Below are 22,393 nucleotides of genomic sequence, written 5' to 3' on the forward strand. Positions count from 1 at the left end.
GCCCGCGGGATTCCGCCGGGAGACCTGGGCATCATGTCACGGCGCCGTAGGATGGAGGGCTCATGTCAGACGTCCTCAGCATCCGGTATCCTCCCGAACTCCCCGTCTCGGCGCGCAGGGACGACATCGCCGCCGCCATCCGCGACCACCAGGTCGTGATCGTCGCCGGCGCCACCGGCTCCGGCAAGACGACGCAGCTGCCCAAGATCTGCCTCGAGCTCGGCCGCGAGAGCATCGCGCACACCCAGCCCCGCCGCATCGCCGCCCGCACCATCGCCGAGCGCATCGCGGAGGAGCTCGACGACGAGGTCGGCGGGATCGTCGGCTACCAGGTCCGCTTCACCGACAAGGCGAGCGCGTCGACCCGGATCAAGCTGATGACCGACGGCATCCTGCTCAACGAGATGAACCACGACCGGATGCTCAGCCGGTACGACACGATCATCATCGACGAGGCGCACGAGCGCAGCCTCAACATCGACTTCCTGCTCGGCTACCTGCACCGGCTGCTGCCCCGCCGCCCGGACCTCAAGCTGATCATCACCTCCGCCACGATCGACCCGCAGAGCTTCGCCGAGCACTTCCGCGACGCCGCCGGAGAGCCGGCCCCGATCATCGAGGTCTCCGGCCGCACCTATCCCGTCGAGATCCGCTACCGCCCGCTCGTCGCCGAGGAGCCCGAGGAGGAGGACGACACCGACGTCCCCGACGCCACGAGCGGCAGCCGCGACCTGATGACCGGCATCGCCGACGCGCTGGCCGAGCTGGCGCGCGAGGACCCGGGCGACGTCCTCGTCTTCCTCTCCGGCGAGAACGAGATCCGCGACGCCGAGGACGCGATCCGCGGCCGGAACCTCCCCGGCACCGAGGTCCTCCCCCTCTACGGCCGGCTGTCGGCCGCCGACCAGCACCGCGTCTTCGAGCGCGGGCGCACCCCGGGCGTCCGGCGCCGGGTGGTGCTCGCGACCAACGTCGCCGAGACCAGCCTCACCGTCCCCGGCATCCGCTACGTGATCGACGGCGGCACCGCCCGCATCTCCCGCTACAGCGCCCGCTCGAAGGTGCAGCGCCTGCCGATCGAGGCGATCTCGCAGGCATCGGCGAACCAGCGCTCCGGCCGCTCCGGCCGCACCAGTGCGGGCATCGCGATCCGGCTCTACTCGGAGGAGGACTTCGCCCGTCGCCCGGAGTTCACCGACCCCGAGATCCTGCGCACGGGTCTCGCCGCCGTCATCCTGCAGATGATCTCGCTCGGCCTCGGCGACATCGCCGGCTTCCCGTTCCTCACCCCGCCCGACTCCCGCGGCATCAAGGACGGCCTCGACCTCCTCACCGAGCTCGGCGCCCTCCGCTCCCCCGCTGCCCCCGCCGACTCCCCCTCGCGAGATGCCACTTCGGCACGCGACACGCCGGAGAAGGCGAGCACAAGTGGCATCTCGCGGGGGGCCGACAAGGCGCCCCAGCTCACGAGGATCGGGCGGGACCTCGCGCGGCTGCCGATCGACCCGCGCTTCGGGCGGATGGTGATCGAGTCGCGCAAGCACGACGTCAGCCGCGAGGTGATGGCGATCGTCGCCGGGCTGACGATCCAGGACGTCCGGGAGCGCCCGCTCGAGCGCCGCGCGCAGGCCGACCAGCAGCACGCCCGCTTCGTCGACCCGACCAGCGACTTCCTCACCCTGCTCAACCTCTGGAACTACGTCGAGGAGAAGCAGGCCGAGCTCTCCTCCAGCGCCTTCCGCCGACTCTGCAAGGCCGAGTACCTCAACTACCTCCGCGTGCGCGAGTGGCAGGACGTCTTCCGCCAGCTGCGCCAGCTGGCCCGGCCGCTCAAGCTCGAGCTCGGCGAGCCGAAGGTCGACCCCGACGGGATCCACCGGAGCCTGCTCGCCGGTCTGCTCTCGCACCTCGGCATCAAGGACACCACCTCGCAGCAGGCGCAGCGCGCGGCGAAGAACCGCGAGCGCCAGAGCGTCCAGTACGTCGGCGCCCGCAACGCGAAGTTCTCGATCTTCCCCGGCAGCGCACTGGCGAAGAAGCAGCCCGACGCCCTGATGAGCGCCGAGCTGGTCGAGACCAGCAAGCTCTTCGCCCGCTCCAACGCCGCCATCGATCCGGCCTGGGCCGAGGCGATCGCCGGCGACCTGGTGAAGCGGCAGTTCAGCGAGCCGCACTGGGAGAAGGCGCAGGGCGCGGCCGTCGCCTACGAGAAGGTCACGCTCTACGGCGTGCCGATCATCGCCCGGCGCCGGGTGCAGTTCTCCCGGATCGACGCCGGCTACGCCCGGGAGCTCTTCATCCGGCACGCCCTCGTCGAGGGCGAGTGGGACGCGCGGCACGCCTTCGACCGGAAGAACCGGGCCCTGCGCGCCGAGCTCGAGCGGCTCGAGGAGCGCACCCGCCGCCGCGACCTGCTCGTCGACGACGAGGCCGTCTTCGACTTCTACGACCGCCGGGTCCCGCGCGACATCACCTCGGTCCGCTCCTTCGACTCCTGGTGGCGCACCGCCCAGCACGACGAGCCCGACCTGCTAACCATGACGCAGGAGACCCTCCTGCCCGAGGACGCGGAGCAGATCGACGAGACCGCCTTCCCGACCCAGTGGCGCCAGGCCGACCAGCGCTTCCGGCTCTCCTACCGGTTCGAGCCGGGCACGGAGGAGGACGGCGTCACCGTGCACGTGCCGCTCGCGCTGCTGCCGCGCGTCACGCCGCTCGGCTTCGACTGGCTGGTGCCGGGGCTCCGCGCCGAGCTCGTCACCGCGATGATCAAGGCGCTGCCCAAGCACCTGCGCCGGAACGTCGTCCCGGCGAACGACTGGGCGCGCAAGCTCACCGCCGCGCTCCCCCAGGACGTGCCGAATCCGCCGACGGAGTCGTTCGCCGCGACCCTCGCCGGGGCGATCCGCCGCGAGGCCGGCGTGGTGATCGACGCCTCCGACTTCGACCTCGAGCGCATCCCCGCGCACCTCCGGGTCACCTTCGCGATCGCCGACGAGCGCGGCCGCACCGTCGCCGTCGGCAAGGAGCTCGCGCCGCTGGCCGAGCGCCTGCGCGGCCGGGTCCGCGACGAGGTCGCCCGGGTCGTCGAGGCGCGCGTGCCGGACGCCCTCGAGCGCCGCGGGATCAGGACGTGGGACATGGCGGAGCTCCCCCGCGTCACCGACACCCGCCAGGGCGCCAACACGATCCGCGCCTACCCGGCGCTGATCGACGACGGCGACTCCGTCTCGATCCGCCTGCTCGCGACAGCGGAGGACCAGGCGCGCGAGCACCCGCGCGGCGTCCGCCGGCTGCTGCTGCTCGCGACGCCCAGCCCGGTCGCCTACGTGCAGCAGTACCTGACGGCGAACGAGAAGCTCGTGCTCGCGCAGAGCCCGTACCAGAACACGACGGCGCTGTTCGGCGACTGCCTGCTCGCCTGCGTCGACGCGGTGCTCTGGCGGATGAAGCCGGACGGCATGCTCTTCCTCCGCGCCGAGTTCGACGCGGTCCGCGACCGGGTCTCGGGCAGCGTGATGGACTCGATGTTCGAGACCGTGAAGACCGTCACCACGATCCTGACCACGGCGCGCGGGGTCGAGAAGGCGCTCAAGGCCTCCACGAGCATGGCGCTGCTCCCGGCGCTGACCGACGCCCGCGAGCAGCTGACCGGGCTCGTGCACCCCGGCTTCGTCTCCGCCACGGGACTCGAGCGGCTCCGGCACCTGCCGCGCTACCTCGCCGGCATCACCGAGCGCTTCGGCAAGATCGGCGAGAACGTCGGCCGCGACCGGGTCTGGCTGAACGAGGTGCAGGCGACGCAGGAGCTCTACCGCTCCGCGGGCGGCACGATCCCGCTGCCGCCGCACGCGCCGGAGCGTCTCGTGCGCGCGCGCTGGCTGATCGAGGAGCTGCGGATCAGCTTCTTCGCGCAGAGCCTGGGCACCGTCGAGAGCGTCTCGCTGCAGCGGATCCGGAAGGTCCTCGCGGGCTGACCGGGGCCGCCGGCGGCCGGTTCGGCGGACGACGCCGGCGGGCCGCCGCGGGCCGCTAGTGTCGTCCGGTGGGCAGCTACACCGAACTCCTGAGAACCCCCGGCGTGGGTCGCATCATCGCGGCCCAGCTCACCGCGCGCTTCCCGTTCGGGATGCTCTCGCTCGCGTTCCTGCTGCACGTGGAGCGCGTGCACGACTCCTACGCCGCGGCCGGCCTGGTGCTCGGCTCGATGTCGATCGGCCAGGCGATCGCCGGCCCGCTGACCAGCCGCCTGATGGGGCGGCTCGGGATGCGGCGGGTGCTCACCGCCACCCTCATCGTCTGCGCGGCCGCGATCATCGCGATGGCGGTGCTGCCGCTGGAGATCTGGCAGTTCGTCGTCATCGGCTTCGTCTCGGGCCTCAGCATGCCGCCCGTGCAGCCGGCGGTCCGGACGATCTACCCGAAGATGGTGCCCAGCTCGCAGCTGACCCCGCTCTTCTCCCTCGACGCGTCGGCGCAGGAGATCATCTGGGTGCTGGGCCCGGTGCTGACGACGTTCGTCTCGATCCAGATCTCGACCGTCGCGGGCATCCTCACCGCCGCGTTCTTCCTGGTCGGTGGCGGCATCTGGTTCATCGCGTCACCCGAGGTCGGCCGGGTGCGCATCCCGCGCTCGCGTCGTAAGCTCGGCGTCGTCCTGACCAAGCCGCCGGTGCTGCTCGCGACCGTCGTCGGCTTCCTGCTGGTCGGCGCCTGCGCCGCGGTCGAGGCCGGCGTCGTCGCCGTCTTCGGCGAGGGCGGCGTGGAGTCGGGCGTCGTCCTGGCGATCTTCGCGGCCGGCTCGCTGCTCGGCGGCCTCACCCTCGGCCACATCCCGATCAGCCGCTGGGCGACCGCGCGGCGGATGCTGATCGTCACCGTCGGCATGGGCCTCGCGGCGTTCTCGACCGATTTCTGGTGGCTCTCGATCACGCTGTTCCTGGCCGGCGTCGGCATCGCACCGGCGCTGGCCGCGCTCTTCACGATCACGGCCGCGAGCGTGAAGTTCTCGGACACGGCGGAGGCCTACGGCTGGGTCGGCACCGGGCAGCTGATCGGCGCGGCGCTCGGCTCGGCGATCGCGGGCGTGCAGATCGACCGATCCGGCCCGACGGCCGCGATCGTGGTCGCCGCGGTGTTCGCCTTCGTCGGCTTCGTCGTCCCGGCGCTCGGCCGCCGCTTCCACCCGGACCTCCGCGGCCGCGACGCGAGCCCGCTGCCGGACACCGAGCCGGTGGAGCTGCCGACCTGAGTCGGCGGCCCCGACGTCGCTCTCGCGGAGGCGTCTCCCACTCGGCTCGGACCCCGCTCCCTTGAGGCTCCCAGGCGCGCCCCCCTAGGGTGGGGCTCGCACGGGACGGAGGGGCTGCCGATGGCACTGCGCGACGACGCGGAGGAACTCGTCCGCCAGCATCAGCGCGAGGCGGAGGAGGCGCACGTCCTCGACCCCTGGGCCGACCCCGAGACGCCCGAGTGGGCCGGCGAGCTGGCCGCGGCGCTCTGGCAGGGCTCGTTCCGCCCCAGCCCCGTCTACTACCGCGCGGAGGACCCCTCGCACGCCTGGCGCGGTCCGCATCCGATCCGGGTGCACCACCTCGGCTTCGGCTGGCAGATCACGGCCCGGCGCCTGCGGGCCGGCGCAATCGTGCCGAGCACCGTCGTGCTGCTCGAGACCGGCACGCTCTGGCTCGGTCTCGGGCCCGCCCGCCGACCGGGCCGCGGACTGCGCGCCCTCGGCGAGCAGGGCCTCGTCGACGGCCTCCAGCCCGGACACGACGACTACTTCGCCGTCCGCCGCTTCGTGCACACCAGCCAGGCCGCGCGCGACGACCGCCGCCTGCTCTTCGGCGTCGCCGGCCTCGCCGCCCTGATCGAGGACACCGTCCGCGTCGGCCCGCACGGCGAGCTGCACTGGCACCTCTGAGCGCCGGCACCTCTGACGCTCGCCGCGAGATGCCACTTGTGACCGGTTCTCTCGGCGTGTCGTGCACACAAGTGGCATCTCGCGGAGGGGGAAGAATGGGGGGATGAGCGTTCCCCTGGTTCCCCTGAACGACGGGCGGGCGATCCCGCAGATCGGGCTCGGCGTCTACAAGATCGGCGACGACGAGGCGGCCCGCACGGTCGCCACGGCGCTCGAGGCCGGCTACCGGCACATCGACACGGCGACGCTCTACGGCAACGAGCGCGGCGTCGGCGAGGGGATCCGCGCCAGCGGCCTCCCCCGCGAGCAGGTCTTCGTCACCACCAAGGTCTGGAACGACGATCACGGCTTCGACGAGACGCTCGAGGCCTTCGACCGCAGCCTCGAGCTCCTCGGCACCGACTACGTCGACCTCTACCTCGTGCACTGGCCGATCCCCTCCCGCGACCGCTACGTCGACACCTACCGCGCGCTGGAGCGGATCCGCCAGGAGGGCCGCGCCCGCTCGATCGGCGTCTCGAACTTCGCGGTCGAGCACCTCGAGCGGCTGCTCGGCGAGACCGAGGTCGTGCCGGTGATCAACCAGGTCGAGCTGCACCCGCGGCTCCCCCAGGACGAGCTGCGCGCCTTCGACACCGCGCACGGCATCGTGACCCAGGCCTGGTCGCCGCTGGCCCGCGGCCGCCTGCTCGACGAGCCCGCGCTCGCCGCGATCGCCGCGAAGCACGGGGTCTCGCCCGCGCAGGTCGTCCTGCGCTGGCACGTGCAGCTCGGAGTCGTCGTGATCCCGAAGTCGGTGACGCCCGCGCGGATCCGGGAGAACCTCGACCTGTTCGGCTTCGCCCTCGACGCGGAGGATCTGGCAGGAATCAGTGCCCTCGCGACCGGCGAGCGCACCGGCCGCGACCCGAGCCTCGACTGACGCGCCCTAGCCTGGCGGCATGACGACGCGAGCCCCGGAGACGAGAACCGCCCTCCTCCTGCACGGACTCGGCGGCGCCTCCGGCACCTGGTGGCGGGTCGCCGAGGCGCTGACCGCCGCCGGCTGGAGCGTGACGGCACCGGATCTGCGCGGGCACGGTGCGGGCGCCCGCGGCGGGTCTTCCCGGCACGACGACTACGCCGACGACGTGCTCGCCCTGCGCGCTCCCGGCACCTGGGACCTCGTGGTCGGCCACTCCCTCGGCGGAGCGGTGGCGGTCCGGGCGGCGGCGCGCGACACCGGCTGGGCCGCCCGGCTGGTGCTGCTCGATCCGGTGCTGCAGCTGCCGGCCGAGTCGCGGGCGGAGGTCCGCGCGGAGGAGCTCGCCGCCCTCGCCGTCACCGCCGGCGAGCTCGCCGCCGCCGAGCCGCACTGGGACGAGCGCGACCGCGCCGAGAAGCTCCGCGCCGCGCACGCCGCCGATCCGTCCGCCGTCGCCGCGACCGTCGACGACAACGATTCCTGGGACCTGCTCGCCGACGTCCCGGCCCTGCGCGCACCCGCGCTCGTGCTCGCGGGCGACCCGCAGGTGTTCACGTTCTTCCCGCCGTCCCTCGCCGCACGGGTCCTCCACGCGAACCCGCGCGTCCGCTACGCGGTGGTCGCCGGAGCCGGTCACAGCCCGCACCGCGACCGGCCTGCGGAGACGATCGCGATGCTCCGCGAGTGGGCCGAGAGCGACGCGACGGCCTGAGCAGCGCTCCGACCGCGGACGGCGCTCCGTGTTTCCACCGGGTGACAAGTGCCGCGAAGGGGTGTCATTCGCGCGCGACCTGTGAATACGCTCGCAGAGGGCACCGCCGCTTCTCAGCACAGCGAGGGCGACGGAGGCCGTCGGTCCGACGGCCGCCGCCCTCGACGAAAGGGACCACCTGTGGCTACCACCACTGAAGACACCTCCGGCGCACGACGTCGACGTCCACTCCTCGGCTCCGCCGCGATGATCGGCGCCGGTGCGCTGGTCGCCGGCTTCGCCTTCGCTCCCGCGGCGAACGCCGTCGAGCCCGTCGACTTCGCCGATGCGGTGACCGTCGACGGCATCATGAACCACCTCGAGGCCTTCCAGGCGATCGCGGACGCCAACGACGGCAACCGCGCGATCGGCACCGAGGGCTACGAGCAGAGCGGCCAGTACGTCGAGGCCGTGCTGAAGGCCGCCGGCTACACCACCGAGCGCCAGGACTTCACCACCACCACCCAGACGATCGACGAGTTCTCGCTGACCACGACCCCCGCGGTCGAGGGCATCCCGATGTCGTTCACCCCCTCCACCCCCGAGGGCGGCGTCACCGGCGAGCTGATCCAGCCGGTCGACCCGCTGGGCTGCGACGCGGACGCCTGGGCCGGACTCGACGCGACCGGCAAGGTCGCCCTGGTCAGCCGCGGCACCTGCAGCTTCTCGGAGAAGTCGGCCGCCGCCGGCGCCGCCGGGGCCTCGGCCGTGATCATCTACAACAACGCTCCCGGCGAGGCGCTCAACGGCACGCTCGGCGCGCCCGACGACAGCTACATCCCGTCGGTCGGCGTGACGCTCGAGGAGGGCCAGTCGCTGATCGCGGCGCTGCCCAGCACGGCGACGCTGATCCTCGAGCAGACGACCACCGACACCGACACCTTCAACATCATCACCGAGACGCCCGGTGGCGACCACGACAACGTGGTCATGCTCGGCGCGCACCTCGACGGCGTGCCCGAGGGTCCCGGCATCAACGACAACGGCTCGGGATCGGCCACGCTCCTCGAGACCGCCGTCCAGCTCGCGGACGCGGGCGAGACCACCAACGCGGTGCGCTTCGCCTGGTGGGGCGCCGAGGAGGTCGGGCTCGTCGGCTCGTACACCTACGTCGACTCGCTCTCGGAGGAGGAGGCCGGCGACATCGCGACCTACCTGAACTTCGACATGGTCGCCTCGCCGAACTACGTCGTCTCGGTCTACGACGCGAACGAGTCCACCTTCGAGGCTCCGGTCGAGGTGCCTGCGGGCTCCATCGCCACCGAGAAGGCGTTCACGGACTACTTCGACTCGATCGACCAGCCCTGGATCGACACCGCGTTCGACGGCCGGAGCGACTACGACGGCTTCATCTCCGCCGGCATTCCGGCCTCGGGCCTGTTCACGGGAGCGGACGACATCAAGACCGAGGAGGAGGCCGCGCTCTTCGGCGGCACCGTCGGCATCGCGCACGACCCGAACTACCACTCGGCCGGCGACGACCTGGCGAACATCAACCAGGAGGCGCTCGGCATCACCTCGAAGGCGATCGCCTTCGTGACCGCCTCCTTCGCCGAGGACACCTCCGCGATCGACGCCGAGAAGGACCCGACCACGCCGGAGCCGGAGCCCACCACCCCGCCGTTCGTGCTCCCCACCAGGGAGCAGGTCCTCGGGCTGATCGCCGCCGGCCTCTCGCCGCGCGAGATCGCGGCCGAGCTCGGCATCACCGAGGCGATCGCGCGTCCCTACGTGCAGCAGATCATCGACCGCTACGGCATCACCGACCGGGCGAGCGCTGAGCGCCTGATCCGCGAGTACCTCGCCGACCGCGGCGTGCTCATCGGCGCGTAGCCACCGCACCACCCGAGGCGTCCCGCTCCGGTCGACGCGTCCCGCTCCTGCAGGACGCCTCGACGGGGGCGGGACGCCTCGCTCGTTCCCGGGGGGCCGAGTGGAAGAAGCCGCTTCTCGTCTACTTGGAAGAGACGCCCGCAGACATGCTGGTCGAGTAGCCCCGCAGGGGCGTATCGAGACCCACGTCCCCAGCCTGGGCGGGTCTGCAGACTCGTCCTTCTGACGCTGGTGGATCTCGATACGCCCGCTCCGCGGGCTACTCGATCAGCATGGAGGAGAGCCGTGGGCCACCTCCACACCGGACGCGCAGCCCTCTGAGCAGAGCCCGCCGGTCGAGCAGCCGCCTGGGCGAACCATGCTGGTCGAGTAGCCCCGCAGGGGCGTATCGAGACCCGCCGTCGTCGGCAGGGCGGGACTGCAGGCCCGACTTCTGACGCGGGTGGATCTCGATACGCCCGCTGCGCGGGCTGCTCGATCAGCAGGGTCCTGCCGGTCCGCTTCCGAGCGGTCGGGCGCGTCAGGGGCGGCGGGCGCGGGCGAAGGCCTCCTCGACGTCCTCGTCCGGGTCGGCGAGGAGGCGGAGGGTCGCGAGGGCGTGGAAGCGGCGGGGGTCCTCCTCCGAGCGCGCGGCGGCCTCGAGGACGGGGGCCGCGGCGTCGCCGAGCATCAGCAGCGCGCGGGTGAGGGCGCGCTGGTCCGGGCGGTCCCGCTCGCCGAGGTGCTCCGCGAGCTGCCGGGCCAGCGCGGGCCGCTCGGAGTCCGGGGCGAGCCGGGCGGCGGTGCGCCAGGCGGCGTGCGCGACCGCGGGGTGCTCGTCGTGCAGCAGCGCGGGCGTGATCGCCGGGAACGCGCGCGGATCGCCGACCTTGGACAGCGTGTGCAGCGCCTGGCTGCGGGCCTGCGGCGTCCCGGACTCGAGCTCGGGCAGCAGCAGGTCGACGGTGACCGCCGGATCGTGGCGGGTGAACGCCCAGGTCAGCATCTCGCGCACACCGAAGTCGGGCTCGACGGCGCAGCGCTCCACCAGCACCGGCGCATACTCGCCGGCGGGCCGGGTGCCGGCGGTCATCGCCGCCTGCAGCCGGGACGACGCGTCGGGGGCGGTCAGGGCGGCGCGGAGCCTGTCGGCGGGCCGGTTCTCGTCAGTCATCGCCGTCCATTCGACACCCGCCGCCCGAAAGGACGTCGAGTGCCGCCCTCCGTCCCCTGCCGCGAGATGCCACTTGTGACCCGATTCCTCGGCGTGTCGCGTGCACAAGTGGCATCTCGCGGGAGGGGCGGGGCTTCCCGCCGCGGCGGCGCACGGTGTTCACTGGGGCCATGCGAGCCATCTGGAAGGGCGCGATCACCTTCGGCCTGGTCAACGTGCCGGTGAAGATCTACAGCGCGACCGAGGACCACGACGTCCCCCTGCACCAGGTGCACGACAAGGACGGCGGCCGGATCCGCTACGCCCGCAAGTGCGAGATCTGCGGCGAGGTCGTCACCTTCGATCACATCGACAAGGCCTACGACGACGGCGAGCGCACAGTCGTGCTCACCAAGGACGAGCTGAAGGCGCTGCCGGAGGAGCGCGACCGCGAGATCGACGTCGTGCAGTTCGTGCCGAGCGAGCAGGTCGACCCGATCATGTTCGACCGCGCCTACATCCTCGAGCCGGACTCCTCCTCCCCCAAGGCCTACGTGCTGCTGCGCCGCACCCTCGAGGAGACGGACCGCACGGCCATCGTCGAGTTCGCGCTCCGGCAGAAGACCCGGCTGGCGGCGCTCCGCGTGCGCGGCAAGCTGCTGATGCTGCAGACACTGCTCTGGGCGGACGAGGTGCGCGAGGTCGAGTTCCCGTCGCTCGAGGGCACCACCCGGATCGCGGCCCGCGAGCTGGAGATGTCCTCGCACCTGGTCGACTCCTACTCGGAGGACTTCGACGCGTCGAAGTTCCAGGACTCGTACCAGGCCGAGCTGCGCACCCTCATCGACGCGAAGATCGAGCAGGGCGACGCGCTCGACACCTCCGCCACCTTCGGCGAGAAGCCCGAGGAGGAGGGCGGTGGCGAGGTGCTCGACCTGATGGAGGCGCTGAAGCGCTCGGTCGAGCGCAGCCGCGGGGCGAAGGCGGGGGCGTCCGCGGACTCCGAGGAGAAGGCGCCGGCGAAGAAGCAGGCGACGAGGAAGAAGGCGGACGAGGACGCCTCCGCCGACGAGGACTCGGCGCCGAAGAAGACCGCCGCCAGGAAGGCGCCGGCGAAGAAGAGCGCCGCGAAGACCGACGACGAGAAGGCCGCTCCGAAGAAGATCACCCCGAAGAAGAAGCCCGCCGCGAAGAAGGCGGCCTCGACGGCCGAAGCGGAGGAGGAGAAGGCGGCGTCCTGAGCCCCCGCTCCCCCTCGACCTCAGCTGAGACGGACCGCCGCGCGACTCACGCGCACCACTCGTAGGGCGGGACCGAGCCCTCGGCGAGGGTGATGCCGTCCACGTAGTCCCGCTCGAGGTGGAAGAAGAGCGAGCTGCCGGACGCTCCGCTGACCACGGCGTAGTCGCCGTACATCTCGTCGCGCATCACCGCCGCATCGGGGTGCGCGGCCAGCAGCTCCGCGAGGGACGAGCCGAAGCCGATGTCGCGCCAGCTGCGCGGGGCCGGCGCGAAGGCCGACGAGCCCTGGACCACGACCATCAGGACCCGGTGCTCGTCGCTGTCCGCCCGGGCCACGACGTCCACGGAGACGGCGTCGCTCCCGGTGTCGATGTACCGGACCCACGTGCAGTACTCGGGCAGCCCCTCGCTGACGAGCGGCACGTCGACCTCCACGTCGTCGAACGACTCGCCGAGCCCGATCGGCCCCACGGCGTCGAGCGTCACCTCCCAGGACGAGACGAGCGACGTCGTGAGGCTGGCCGCCGAGGCGTCGGGTCCGCAGGTGCAGACGACGATGCGGCGGATCGTCCCCGCGACCGCTCCGCCGCTGGAGCCGTCGTAGACGATCCGGTAGCCGCTCGCGCTGCCCGGGGCGGCGGCGAAGTCGGCCGACCAGCCGTCGTCGACGGCGACCGGCGCGGACGGAGCGCCGTAGATCGCCTGCGCGGCGGCGACATCGGCGCCGACCGCGACCCCGTCCGCGGTCGATGCTCCGGTCCTCGGGGTGATGGCGGTGAGCACGCCACCGCGGAACTCGAGCGTCGCGAAGGAGCACTCGACCAGGACGACCTCGACGGTCTCGCTCGTCACCGAGAAGCCGTCGAGCGCGAAGCGCGCCTGCTCGAGGGTCATCCCGAGGCGGGCCCTGCCGTAGCCCTCGGCCGTCACGAGGTCGCCGGTCGCCGTCGCCGCCCGCAGCCGTGCTGCGAGCTGGTCGGCGTCGGCCGCGTCGACGTAGCTGCCGGAGCCGAGGGTCGCGATGCACTGCAGCTGCGACTGCGCCTGCTCGTCGGCGTCGACCGCGAAGCCGATGACCTCGATCGAGAGCAGCGGATGCGCCTTCAGCACCTCGCCCGCGACCTCGCAGGAGGACGGCGGCGAGCAGGTGTCGACGCCGTCGCTGACGAGGACGATCGTCGCCGGCTCGTCGGTGGGCAGCTGCTCGGCCGCCGAGCGCAGCGCCGGGCCGATCGGGGTGAAGCCCGACTCGACGATGCCGGCGATCGCCGCCGTGAAGCCGGAGGGGTCGACGGGCTGGACCGGCTGGAGGACGGTCACGTCGGAGCAGCCGGCCGCCCGCTCGGCGTCCGAGTTGCCGGTGCCGGTGCCGAAGACCGTCAGCCCGAGCTCGCTCGCCGGATCGAGTCCCTGGACGAGGGTCGTTGCGGCGGCCCGGGCGGCGTCCATGCGGGTGCCGCCCGTCGGGACGTCGCGGACCATCGAGCCGGAGGCGTCGAGGATGAGCATCGTCGGGACGCCGCCCGGGTCCGGGGCCGCGGCGGGGACGGCGGCGGCGGACGGTTCGGCCCCTGCACCGCTCTCGTGCGGTGATACCCCGGACGACGTCTCTGCGAGGGAGGGCACCGGTTGCGCGGCGCCTGCGAGGAGGGCGGGCAGAGCGTCGACGACCGTGGGTCCCACGACCATCAGCGTCGTGGTACCCGCCAAGACAGCGACGAGCGCGCCTGCAGCAGTGGCGATCATCCAGGCTCGGGGGCCCGTGGATCGTGAGGTCATGCGACGGCTCCTCGTCTCTGGTCGGTCTCTTCGGTCGAAGGCTTCCGGAGGTTCACGATGTGTACCGATCCCCGATCACGACGTCGCTGACGACGGTCCTCAGGCCGTCCCAGCGGAGTGACGCGCTCACCGGTCGTGTCGCAGCGCTGCCGTCGGCGTCCTCCCAAGCCCAGGTCACCTGGTAGGCATCGCCGTCGAAGACCACTCCCGTGATCCAGTCGCGGTATCCGCCGGGGACGATGTCGGCGACCCCGATGGCGTCGAGGACGCTGCCCTCCGCCGAGTAGAGGACGAGCGAGTCCGGCCAACTCACGCCACCGTGGTTGCAGCCGACGACCGCGGCACCGGCGGCCGAGGCGAGGCTCGGCGAGGGATCGACCGCGACGGGGGAAGCCACTGCCGGACCCTCGTCGCGCAAGTAGACGCCGCCGTCCGCTTCTGCGATGCCGGGTAGGACCCCGTCGACGAGGGTGCCCGCGTCGAACCAGCACAGAGCCGGTACCGGTGCAGAGGCGAAGAAATCGTCCGAGAGCGGTGCCGCCAGCGTCTCCGGTGAGCCGACCGGCCCCAGTGCGAAGCGGCTGGTGGGCGCCGGAGAGGGCGGCACGGGGGCTCCCGACGAGTAGCCGAACGCCATCGCGTCATCCGCGCGCTCCTGCAGTGCTGCGAGCGCCGACTCCCCGAGCCGCTGAGAGATCGCGTGCCCGAGCTCGACCGCGACGGCCGGCGCGCTCAGGGTCGTCGACGCAGTGCGGAAGGTCTGGAGCAGGTTGCCTGTGCTCGCCGCAACGACGATCGTCGCTGAGCCGATCTCGTCGGCCGCTACCCCCGCTAACCAGTGCACGGCCGTACCGTCGGCTCCGCTCGAGATCGAGCCTTCGACGGCCGCCTCCGACCAGATCGTCGTCGCGGCGAGGCTTCCGTCCTCGCTACGACTCTCGACGCGACTGCACCGGCCCGAGGAGCCCAGCAGATCGCCGAAGCGGTCCTCGGCCGCCGTGACGCTAGAGAGGAGGAACAACTCGCTCTCGAAACCCGGACCGGTTCTCGACCGGTAGCCGGCCGGCCGCAGGACCTCGCCGCCGACGAGGGGTGCGCATCCCTTGGGTTCAAGCTGCAGTCCCACTCCGGTGACGAACTCACGACCGAGGTCGCCGGACTCGAAACCTGCCACCTCGCCGTCCACTACAAGCCGGTCCAGCTCGGAGGCCAGGTAGACCTCGCCTCCCTCGAGGCCGCGAGGTGACACGGATGCTCCGCCCGCCGTCGCGGAGCGCAGCAGGTTCCCGCCCCAGGGCGACGTGACGGCTGCCCAGGCTGCGGCCCCGACCAGCACTGCAGCGGACGCGGCGAGGACGACGACGAGAGCAGAGCGTGCGGCCGACCGCTCGCCGGTCCGCCTCCGGTTCCTGAGCAGCGCTCCCAGTGCGCAAGCACCGCCAATCAGAGCAGCGAGGAGGAGGAGATGCCACCCCTGGAGTCCTGCGAGCACGTCATATCACCGCAGATCCTGCGTGGCGCGAAGAGGAGAGACGATCCGCGACGGCCGACTCGAGCAGAGCCGCGAACTCCGACGGCGGGACGCCCGAGCCTCGCACCATCGCTCGATCACCGTTCCCGTTCACGAGCGCTCCGTCGACGAAGACAAGATCGAACGGGCCCGCGGCGCCCCTGATCAGCAGGGTGAGGTCGAGCTCCGCGTCGAGCCCCAGGTGCTGCCGGACCAGGTCGGTCGGGACGGCGCCGGTGGGGAGCAGACCCATCGTGCACTCCCCTTCCGCTCCGACGACGACGTCGACGCTCCAGTCCGCACCGACGGCGTAGATCACGGTGCTCTCCCGTGTACCGCGAGCGCAGACCTGGATCGTCGAGACCGCGCCGACGAGGACGTCGAGCAGCCCCTCCACCACCGGTGCGAACGCGGGCGCTGCGACTCGACTGCGCTCGAGGAGAAGCAGCGCGGCCGCCTCCGCGAGCGGCGAGCGCATATCGACGTACTCGCCCGGCAGAGTCGACCGGAAGAGACCGGTGCCGCCGCCTGCGGCGTCGACGAGGGCCATGAGCTCGGGAACGGAGGACCCGACGCGGGTCCGGTCAGGGGTGGAGGACACGAGTGATCGCCTCCCTGCCCGCGAGGGCGCTGTTCGTGGTGATCGGAAGTACGCTCACGAGCGCCTTCCTCAGCGGTTCGCCCGATGCCCGCATCGTGTCGCTGATCATCGCCATGGGTCCGAGCGGCGAGTCGTACCGGCGGGCGATGTAGTCCGACTGCTCTTGCGTGCGGTTCGCCCGGTCGGCGTTCGGGAAGCGATCCCTGATGCCCTGCGCCATCGCTGCGTCCTGCGCCTGCGCGGTGTAGGGGATGGAGACGTCGACGAGGCCTTTCAGGGCGATGACTCCGAGCCCGATCACTCCCCATCCCGCCGCCGCCGCGGCCGGAGCTGATGCGCCCGCAATGCCGACTCCGGTACTCGCGATACCGGCACCGCCTTCGACGAACGCGCCGAGCACGTCGCCCTTGCCTGCTGCCTCCGATACCGCGCGGGCCGAGAGCAGGGCGCCGAGGGGCAGCAGCACCTTGCCGAGCGCAGGCGACGCGAGGAACCTGCTCTCGAGGACCTTGTCGCCGGCGATCATCACCTTCTCGAGGTCCTGCAGATTCCGGAGCACGTCGAGGGTCGTGGCGCCAGCCGCGATCAGAGCGAGGACGGCCTCCCGTGTGCGCTCGAGAGCCTTCCCTCCCTGACGCACGAGGTCGGCGACCGAGACGTTCCCCCCGCCGCGCGACCCGGCCGCACCGCCGTCGCGAGCGCTCGCGCGCTCCTGCTGCTCGGCCTGCTTCAGGACGTCCCGCGAGATGCGCTCGAGGGCGTCCGACGCCCCCTGCACCTGGCGGCTGTACTCGCTGTCCCACAGCATCCGGAACCGCACGGCCACCGGGCCCACCCAGGCGGCGATGCGGATGCCGCTCCCGATGCGCTGGCGCGAGCCGTTCAGCTGGTCGCTGGCGGACTGGAGCCGCCGCGCCAGGTCGCGCAGCTGCGCCACATCGGCGCCGTACATCCCACTGCTCATCACTTCTCCTCCTCGACACTCTCGGACGACCGGACGGGGCGGGATCCTGCCGGAACCCGCCCCCGTCGGGTCATCCGTTCGAGACGCTCTCCTGCGCCGACGCGTTCTGCGAGGCGCGCTGCGAAGCGTCCTGCAGGGCGTTGATGACGCGGTTGAGCGCCGCGACGTGCGTGCTCGACCAGTCGTTGCGGAACTGCTCCGCGTCCGGTCCCGTCCACTGCGTGTTGCCGAGCTGGTTCGTGAGGGTCGAGAGCACCTGCTGGATCGTGCTCGCCTCCTGGTTGAGCTTGCTCGAGAGCTGGCGGACCTGCTCGACGTCGAGTCCCCAAACGGCCATGGTGTTCGTCCTTTCGTCGTTGCTCCGGAGCATCCGGAGGCTTGGTTCTCCGGCCGTCCGGCTCCCGCTGGCGGGTTCCCGGTCGACCTGTGGAGAAGTTATCGAGGGCTGGACGGGGGGTCGATGGGCACGGGTGCCCATGCCTCCCCCGGGTGCTTCAGCCCGAGTCCGTGGCGATCTGCAGCTTCACCGACCGGCCGCGACCGATGAGGAACCCCCGGCCGGGCGGAAGATCCGCGCGGCGGATCCTGCCGAGTGGAGTGCCGAGAAGTGTGTCGCCGTCCGTCTCGCCCGGAACGATCAGGAGGCCCCGCCTGCCCGCCTTGAAGGGCTGCGCGAGCGTGTAGGACTGGCTCCATGTCGACGACTCCCCTTCGCCGACCACGAAGACGCCGGCCCGGACACCGGCTCGCACGAGCCGGTCGAGCGCCATCTCGGCCTCGGTCCCGGTGAAGTCGGTGAGCCCCTCGATCACGAGGGCGCTGCCCGGCGGCCCGAAGCGTCCGAGCTCGATCTCGCTGGTGAGCGAATCGGCCGCCGCCGCGACCTCGGGGACCCCGACGACGCTGGCACTCCAGGCGGGCCTGGCCCCGAGACCGGACCGCCGGGAGGCGAGGTGGACGACGCGCGCTCCGCGCCCACCTCGCCGCAGTGCCGCAGCGAGCGAGGCGAGCGCGGTCGTCCGTCCTCCCCCCGGCGACCCTGCGACCAGGAACGCACCGGAGGCGTCCACTCCGATCGGGGCGAGATCCTCGTCGGCGAGTCCGATGCAGACGCCGGACGATGCGACGGCCGGCAGGCCGGCAAGAGGCACGACCTCCGGGAGGCGCTCGATGGGCGAAGCAGCCACAGCGCCCTGCCGGCGCATCGCGTCGGCCAGGCTGGCGATCTTGCGGGCCTGGATCGCCACGTTCGCCTCGCCGCCGAGCACGGCGATCTGCACCTCGCTGCCCTCGCTGACGCCGCGTCCCGGCGGCGAGGTGGCGGAGAGCACGTCCTTGGGCACGCCGAGCAGCAGGTAGTCGTCCTCGGCGGCGAGCCGGAGCACGACGCGGCGCTGGATGGTCGAGTTGAGGGAGGTGGGCACCGAGTTGGGACGGTCGCCCGCGACGACGATGTGGATCCCGAGCTGCCGCCCATCGGTCGCGATCTGCGTGAAGACGCTGAACCAGGCACTGGTGCCGGCGTACTCGTAGGCCTCCCGGAAGGCGCCGATGCCGTCGACGAGCAGCAGGATCCGCGGTTCGTCGGGGCGATCCGCGAGCCGGCGGTACTCCCCGATCGTCGAGGCGTCGACGGCGCCGAAGCGCTCGGCGCGGTCCGCGACGAGGTCGCGGAGCATCCGGAGCAGGCGCACGACGCGCTCGTCGTCGTCGCCGCGGACGATCGCGCCGACATGCGGCAGGTCGTTGAGCATCTGCAGGCCGTTGGCGCCGAAGTCGAGGCCGTAGACCTGCACGGGGCCTCCGCGCGGCGTCACGGCCGCCGCGACCGCGATCGAGCGCAGGGTCGTCGACTTGCCGGAGCCGCCGGTGCCGAAGACGGCCATGTTGCCGTCGCGGTCGGGCTCGTAGAAGACGGTCGGCTGGCTCTGCGTCTCGGGGCTGTCGACGACTCCCAGCAGCAGGCGGTCGTCGGTGCGCGGGTGCGGCAGCTTGGAGAAGTCGTAGGCCGGCGCGAGCTCGTCGAGCCAGGGTTTGCGCGGCGCCGGCACGCGCGCCTCGGCCGCCGCCCGCCCGATCGTCGCCACCATGCGGGCGATGTCGGTCGGGCCAGGGTCGCCGGTCTCCTCCGCCTCGGACTGGTCCTGCTCCCAGGCGGCGCCGGAGCCGAAGGCCATCTCCTCGATGTCGATCCGGGGCGGCGGCGCCTCACCGGTGGTCCGCCCGCCGGCGTAGCCGGTCTGGAAGCCGGCGATCCGGCCCGGTCCCGTCTTGGCAGCCCCGCGCCCGGGGATGCCGGGGTCGAAGGAGGCCGCCATCGGCGTGCCCAGGATGTCGGTCGAGTCGTCGGCGTCCGCCATCCGCAGGGCGATGCGCAGGTTGGTGTTCGCGCGGAGGTTGTCCTTGATGACGCCGGCCGGCCGCTGCGTGGCGAGGATCAGGTGCAGACCGAGCGAGCGGCCCCGCTGGGCGACGTCGACCACGCCGTCCACGAACTCCGGCACCTCGTTCACCAGCGCGGCGAACTCGTCGACGATGATCAGCAGGCTCGGCGGGGTCTCCGGGTCGCCCGTCTTCTCCAGCGAGACGAGGTCCTTCATCTTCTTGCGGTTGAGCAGGTGCTCCCGGTAGCGCAGCTCGGCCCGGAGGCTGGTCAGCGCGCGGCGGACGAGGTGCGGCGAGAGGTCGGTGACCAGGCCGACGGTGTGCGGCAGCTGCACGCAGTCGGCGAAGGCCGCGCCGCCCTTGTAGTCGACGAAGAGGAGGGCGACGCGGTCGGGGCTGTAGGCGGACGCGAGGCCGAGCACCCAGGACTGCAGGAACTCCGATTTGCCGGCTCCCGTGGTCCCGCCGACGAGAGCGTGCGGTCCCTGGCTGCGCAGGTCGAGGTAGAACGGCTCGGTGCCGGCCGAGCCGACGAGCGCCCGCAGCGAGCCGGCCGAGCGGCGCCGCACGGGGGCGGACCCGTCGCGCACGGTGATCGACTTGCTCTCGCGCCAGCGGTCGATGACCGCGCCGGACGCGGCGATCAGCTCGGGACCCGCCAGTGCGGCGTAGGCGACCTCGCGCGGCAGGTCGGAGGAGTCCTCGACCGGGACCCCGCCGTCGACGACGGGCGAGAGGGAGCGCGCGAGCGCGAGGGCCGTGCTCGCGTCGACCGTCTCGAAGACCACCGGGTGCGAGTGCTCGCCGAGGCGGACCTGCCCGGTCGTCGCGGGCGAGCCCGGGTCGGCGACGAGCAGGAAGCTGCGGGCGGCGGCGGGGAGCTCGGCGATGCTCGCGGAGCACCACAGCACGTGGACGCCCGCGTCCGGCCCGCGCTCGGCCAGCCGGATCAGCCGAGCCCGGTCGACGGGAGCGTCGTCCTCGACGACCACGATCACCGCGGGCGTCACGGGATCGGGCAGGCGGTCGGCCTCCTCGGGGCCGACCGGGCCGCGCAGGGCGGGCCCCTCCTCGTGCCGCTCCTCGACGAGCTCCTCGAGCCGGGACAGCAGCGACGCGCCGGACCCGGGGTTGTCGGCGAGGTGCTCCCCCGCGAGGGGCGAGTGCACCGAGCCGGTGTGCGGCAGCCACTCGAGCCACGACCAGGTCGAGCGCGAAGCGGGCGAGGTGAGAGCCGCGACGGCGAGCTCGGCGGGCGAGTGCGTGCCGACCAGCTGCACGGCGATCGCGCGGGCGACGTCGGCGCGGACGGCGGCCGGCCCTGCGATCCCGAGCGCGCCGCTGCTGCGGAGCTCGGCGACGACGGGAACGCCGTGCACGAGGCGGTGACGCTCGACGGTCGCGGCCAGCTCGCGGAGGAACTCCGGCTCGGTGTCGTTGCCCGCGGTCTGCTCGATCCGGCAGCGGGAGGGGAGCGAGCCGACGCCGAGCCGCACCGCGAGGAAGCCGCGGTGCTCGGGGCGGTGGGTCCAGAGGTCCTCGCCGCGCTGGGCGATCGCGGTGACCGCGTCGGCCGCCGACGGCTGCTCGGCGAGGCGGACGGCCCGCTCGACGGCCTGCGCGGCCCGGACGTCCTCCTCGAGGGCCTCGAGCGAGCGGGAGAAGGCGGCGACCTGCGCCTTCCGGGTCCGCCGCTCGGTGACGGTGTGGTCGATCCAGGTGCCGATGGCGAGCAGTGGACTGAGGGCGACGAAGATCACGCTCAGCAGCTGCTGCGTGAGCACGTAGAGCACGGCGCCCATGATCAGCGGGGCGACGAGCGCGAGCAGCGGGAACCGCTGGGGCGTCGGCCGGGACGGCGGCGTCGGAGCGGGGAGCACTCGCTCCTCGAACCGCACGACGACCCGCGGGGAGCGGGTGAAGTCGATCACCGGAGTGGTGGGCGGGGCGCCGCCGAGCCGGGCGAGCGGGACGACGCTCATGGCGCTGTCGCCGATCACGACGACGTCGGCCGGGGTGAGCATCGCCCGCTGCACGAGCCGCCCGCCCATGCTGAGGCCGTTCGCGGAGTTGGTGTCGATGATCTCCACCGTCTCGCCGACGCTCACCCTCGCGTGCCGCTTCGAGATCAGCGGGTCGGAGAGCCGCACGTCGACCCCGCGCTCCCGGCCGAGACGGCTGGTGCCGGCCGGGAGCGGGAACTCGCGGCCCGCGTCGGGGCCCGAGAGCACGCGCAGCACGGCGACCGCCGGGCCGCGGTCCCGGTCGGCGCCGTCCGCGCCCGCGGCGGCGCGCGAGATCTGCACGGTCCCCCCGGAGCGGATGCCGGCCTCCACGATCGCGAGATCGGGGTGGATCGAGCGCGGGCGGTCGAGGCCGCTCGCGCCGAGGACGTCGAGGGTGACCGGTCCGGCGCCGCCGGATCCCGCGTGCTCGCGGTCGGTCCGCAGCGGGTCGGCCTCGAGCAGGGCCGCGGCCACCGCGCCGACCGAGACGGTCGCGTCGACGGTGACGACGACGTCCGTGCTCGTGCCGGAGGCGCGGCGGAGTGTCAGCTTCAGGCGCATCAGTCGGTCCCGTCCTCGTCCGGCTCGTCCTGCGGCGCGTCCAGGAGCGGGAGATCGGCGCGGGTGACCAGCCGGCTGGTGACCGCGTACTCGACCAGGCGGGTGCGGCGGTGGGTGGCCAGCGAGCCGGTCTCGCCGCGCACGCCCTGCACGCCGACGCGGGCGAGCTTCTCGCAGACGTTGTCGAGCTTGCGGTTGAAACGGGTCTGCGTCCAGCCGAGCCGCGCCGCCGCCTTGGCCGAGCTCGGGATCACGCTCGTGCCGGTGCCCTCCCGGCGCAGCATGGGCTCGCAGAGGGCGACGATCAGCAGCCGCTGCGACGCCGTGAACGGGGTCACGCCGATCGTCGTCGCCCCGGTGAGGGCGCGCGGTGCGAGCACGGAGTCGAAGGTCGGCCTGCTCGAGTACAGCGTCAGCTCGTAGGTGGTCGGGCCGGCCGTGAACACCACCATCGTCGTGCCGAACACGATCGGCAGGCGGCTGCCGGGCGAGAGCCAGGCCTGGATGCCGCCCGAGCCGTCGGTGACGGTCGCCGACAGCCGGCTCCCCACGTTGCAGAGCCACCAGAGACCCTCGGCGCGGACGATCTGCAGGAACCGCCGGTGCAGGAACGGATTGTCGTCGAGATCGAGGGCGCCCTCCCGGCCGATCTCGAAGGGCTCGTCGCCGAGCGGGAACCACTCGCCGCAGAACTCGACGCTCAGCTCGGCGTCGGCGACGACCGGCATCGGCACGGTGCCGC

Annotated in this window: 15 protein-coding genes; 7 read left to right on the plus strand and 8 right to left on the minus strand. The window is 72.6% G+C overall.

Annotated features, from left to right (window positions below; all coding sequences use genetic code 11):
- The first annotated feature begins 62 nt into the window (after positions 1-62).
- The 6 genes from hrpA to C1I64_RS11075 all read left to right on the plus strand — a co-directional run bounded on the left by hrpA (position 63) and on the right by C1I64_RS11075 (position 9,471).
- Positions 63-3,977, plus strand: coding sequence for an ATP-dependent RNA helicase HrpA (hrpA, locus tag C1I64_RS11050; RefSeq protein ID WP_127887234.1), 3,915 nt, complete (start codon positions 63-65; stop codon positions 3,975-3,977).
- A 68-nt stretch (positions 3,978-4,045) separates the two neighbouring features.
- Positions 4,046-5,251, plus strand: a complete 1,206-nt coding sequence (locus tag C1I64_RS11055) for an MFS transporter (protein WP_123705163.1) — start codon at positions 4,046-4,048, stop codon at positions 5,249-5,251.
- A 120-nt stretch (positions 5,252-5,371) separates the two neighbouring features.
- A complete protein-coding gene (locus C1I64_RS11060) occupies positions 5,372-5,923 on the plus strand; it encodes a hypothetical protein (protein WP_123447651.1) in 552 nt (183 codons plus the stop codon).
- Between the two features lie 103 nt (positions 5,924-6,026).
- Entirely contained in the window at positions 6,027-6,845 is an 819-nt protein-coding gene (locus C1I64_RS11065) for an aldo/keto reductase (protein WP_127887235.1), read from the plus strand.
- A gap of 19 nt (positions 6,846-6,864) precedes the next feature.
- Positions 6,865-7,599, plus strand: a complete 735-nt coding sequence (locus C1I64_RS11070) for an alpha/beta fold hydrolase (protein WP_127887236.1) — start codon at positions 6,865-6,867, stop codon at positions 7,597-7,599.
- 180 nt (positions 7,600-7,779) lie between these two features.
- Complete coding sequence (locus C1I64_RS11075; protein ID WP_244209453.1) at positions 7,780-9,471, plus strand: M28 family peptidase; 1,692 nt, start codon at positions 7,780-7,782, stop codon at positions 9,469-9,471.
- Between the two features lie 520 nt (positions 9,472-9,991).
- Here the strand turns inward: C1I64_RS11075 and C1I64_RS11080 are convergent.
- Positions 9,992-10,624, minus strand: a complete 633-nt coding sequence (locus tag C1I64_RS11080; protein WP_127887237.1) for a HEAT repeat domain-containing protein — start codon at positions 10,622-10,624, stop codon at positions 9,992-9,994.
- A gap of 170 nt (positions 10,625-10,794) precedes the next feature.
- Here C1I64_RS11080 and ku point away from each other — a divergent pair, with 170 nt between their 5' ends.
- Positions 10,795-11,844 carry a non-homologous end joining protein Ku gene (gene ku, locus C1I64_RS11085; RefSeq protein WP_127887238.1) on the plus strand — a complete coding sequence of 350 codons (1,050 nt, stop codon included), beginning with the start codon at positions 10,795-10,797 and terminating at the stop codon, positions 11,842-11,844.
- A 46-nt stretch (positions 11,845-11,890) separates the two neighbouring features.
- Here the strand turns inward: ku and C1I64_RS11090 are convergent, their stop codons facing one another.
- The 7 genes from C1I64_RS11090 to C1I64_RS11120 form a co-directional block, all read right to left on the minus strand.
- The gene (locus tag C1I64_RS11090) at positions 11,891-13,534 is read right to left on the minus strand and encodes a VWA domain-containing protein (RefSeq protein ID WP_164874515.1); all 1,644 of its coding nucleotides are present in this window, start codon (positions 13,532-13,534) and stop codon (positions 11,891-11,893) included.
- Positions 13,535-13,676: 142 nt separating this feature from the next.
- Positions 13,677-14,873 (minus strand): hypothetical protein, encoded by a 1,197-nt coding sequence (locus tag C1I64_RS11095; RefSeq protein ID WP_127887240.1) that lies wholly within the window; start codon positions 14,871-14,873, stop codon positions 13,677-13,679.
- Positions 14,874-15,117: 244 nt separating this feature from the next.
- A complete protein-coding gene (locus C1I64_RS11100) occupies positions 15,118-15,735 on the minus strand; it encodes a hypothetical protein (protein ID WP_127887241.1) in 618 nt (205 codons plus the stop codon).
- A complete protein-coding gene (locus tag C1I64_RS11105; protein WP_127887242.1) occupies positions 15,719-16,699 on the minus strand; it encodes a WXG100 family type VII secretion target in 981 nt (326 codons plus the stop codon). Before C1I64_RS11105 ends, C1I64_RS11100 begins: the two co-directional genes overlap by 17 nt.
- Positions 16,700-16,769: 70 nt before the next feature.
- On the minus strand, positions 16,770-17,036 hold the full coding sequence (locus tag C1I64_RS11110) for a WXG100 family type VII secretion target (protein ID WP_104222293.1): 267 nt from the start codon (positions 17,034-17,036) through the stop codon (positions 16,770-16,772).
- Between the two features lie 157 nt (positions 17,037-17,193).
- Positions 17,194-21,651 carry an FtsK/SpoIIIE domain-containing protein gene (locus tag C1I64_RS11115; RefSeq protein ID WP_127887243.1) on the minus strand — a complete coding sequence of 1,486 codons (4,458 nt, stop codon included), beginning with the start codon at positions 21,649-21,651 and terminating at the stop codon, positions 17,194-17,196.
- Complete coding sequence (locus C1I64_RS11120; RefSeq protein ID WP_104308122.1) at positions 21,651-22,379, minus strand: FHA domain-containing protein; 729 nt, start codon at positions 22,377-22,379, stop codon at positions 21,651-21,653. The genes C1I64_RS11115 and C1I64_RS11120 overlap by 1 nt, the downstream gene beginning before the upstream one ends.
- Positions 22,380-22,393 lie beyond the last annotated feature (14 nt).

The organism is Rathayibacter festucae DSM 15932, from assembly GCF_004011135.1.
In the GTDB taxonomy this organism is placed as follows: Bacteria; Actinomycetota; Actinomycetes; order Actinomycetales; family Microbacteriaceae; genus Rathayibacter; species Rathayibacter festucae.

What these genes read in the sequence shown, in the direction of transcription:
- C1I64_RS11105 (WP_127887242.1), bottom strand. Translation starts at nt 16,699, where the DNA reads ATGAGCAGTGGGATGTACGGCGCCGATGTGGCGCAGCTGCGCGACCTG.
- C1I64_RS11070 (WP_127887236.1), top strand. Translation starts at nt 6,865, where the DNA reads ATGACGACGCGAGCCCCGGAGACGAGAACCGCCCTCCTCCTGCACGGA.
- ku (WP_127887238.1), top strand. Translation starts at nt 10,795, where the DNA reads ATGCGAGCCATCTGGAAGGGCGCGATCACCTTCGGCCTGGTCAACGTG.
- C1I64_RS11115 (WP_127887243.1), bottom strand. Translation starts at nt 21,651, where the DNA reads ATGCGCCTGAAGCTGACACTCCGCCGCGCCTCCGGCACGAGCACGGAC.
- C1I64_RS11080 (WP_127887237.1), bottom strand. Translation starts at nt 10,624, where the DNA reads ATGACTGACGAGAACCGGCCCGCCGACAGGCTCCGCGCCGCCCTGACC.
- C1I64_RS11065 (WP_127887235.1), top strand. Translation starts at nt 6,027, where the DNA reads ATGAGCGTTCCCCTGGTTCCCCTGAACGACGGGCGGGCGATCCCGCAG.
- C1I64_RS11120 (WP_104308122.1), bottom strand. Translation starts at nt 22,379, where the DNA reads ATGCCGGTCGTCGCCGACGCCGAGCTGAGCGTCGAGTTCTGCGGCGAG.
- hrpA (WP_127887234.1), top strand. Translation starts at nt 63, where the DNA reads ATGTCAGACGTCCTCAGCATCCGGTATCCTCCCGAACTCCCCGTCTCG.
- C1I64_RS11060 (WP_123447651.1), top strand. Translation starts at nt 5,372, where the DNA reads ATGGCACTGCGCGACGACGCGGAGGAACTCGTCCGCCAGCATCAGCGC.
- C1I64_RS11110 (WP_104222293.1), bottom strand. Translation starts at nt 17,036, where the DNA reads ATGGCCGTTTGGGGACTCGACGTCGAGCAGGTCCGCCAGCTCTCGAGC.
- C1I64_RS11090 (WP_164874515.1), bottom strand. Translation starts at nt 13,534, where the DNA reads ATGGTCGTGGGACCCACGGTCGTCGACGCTCTGCCCGCCCTCCTCGCA.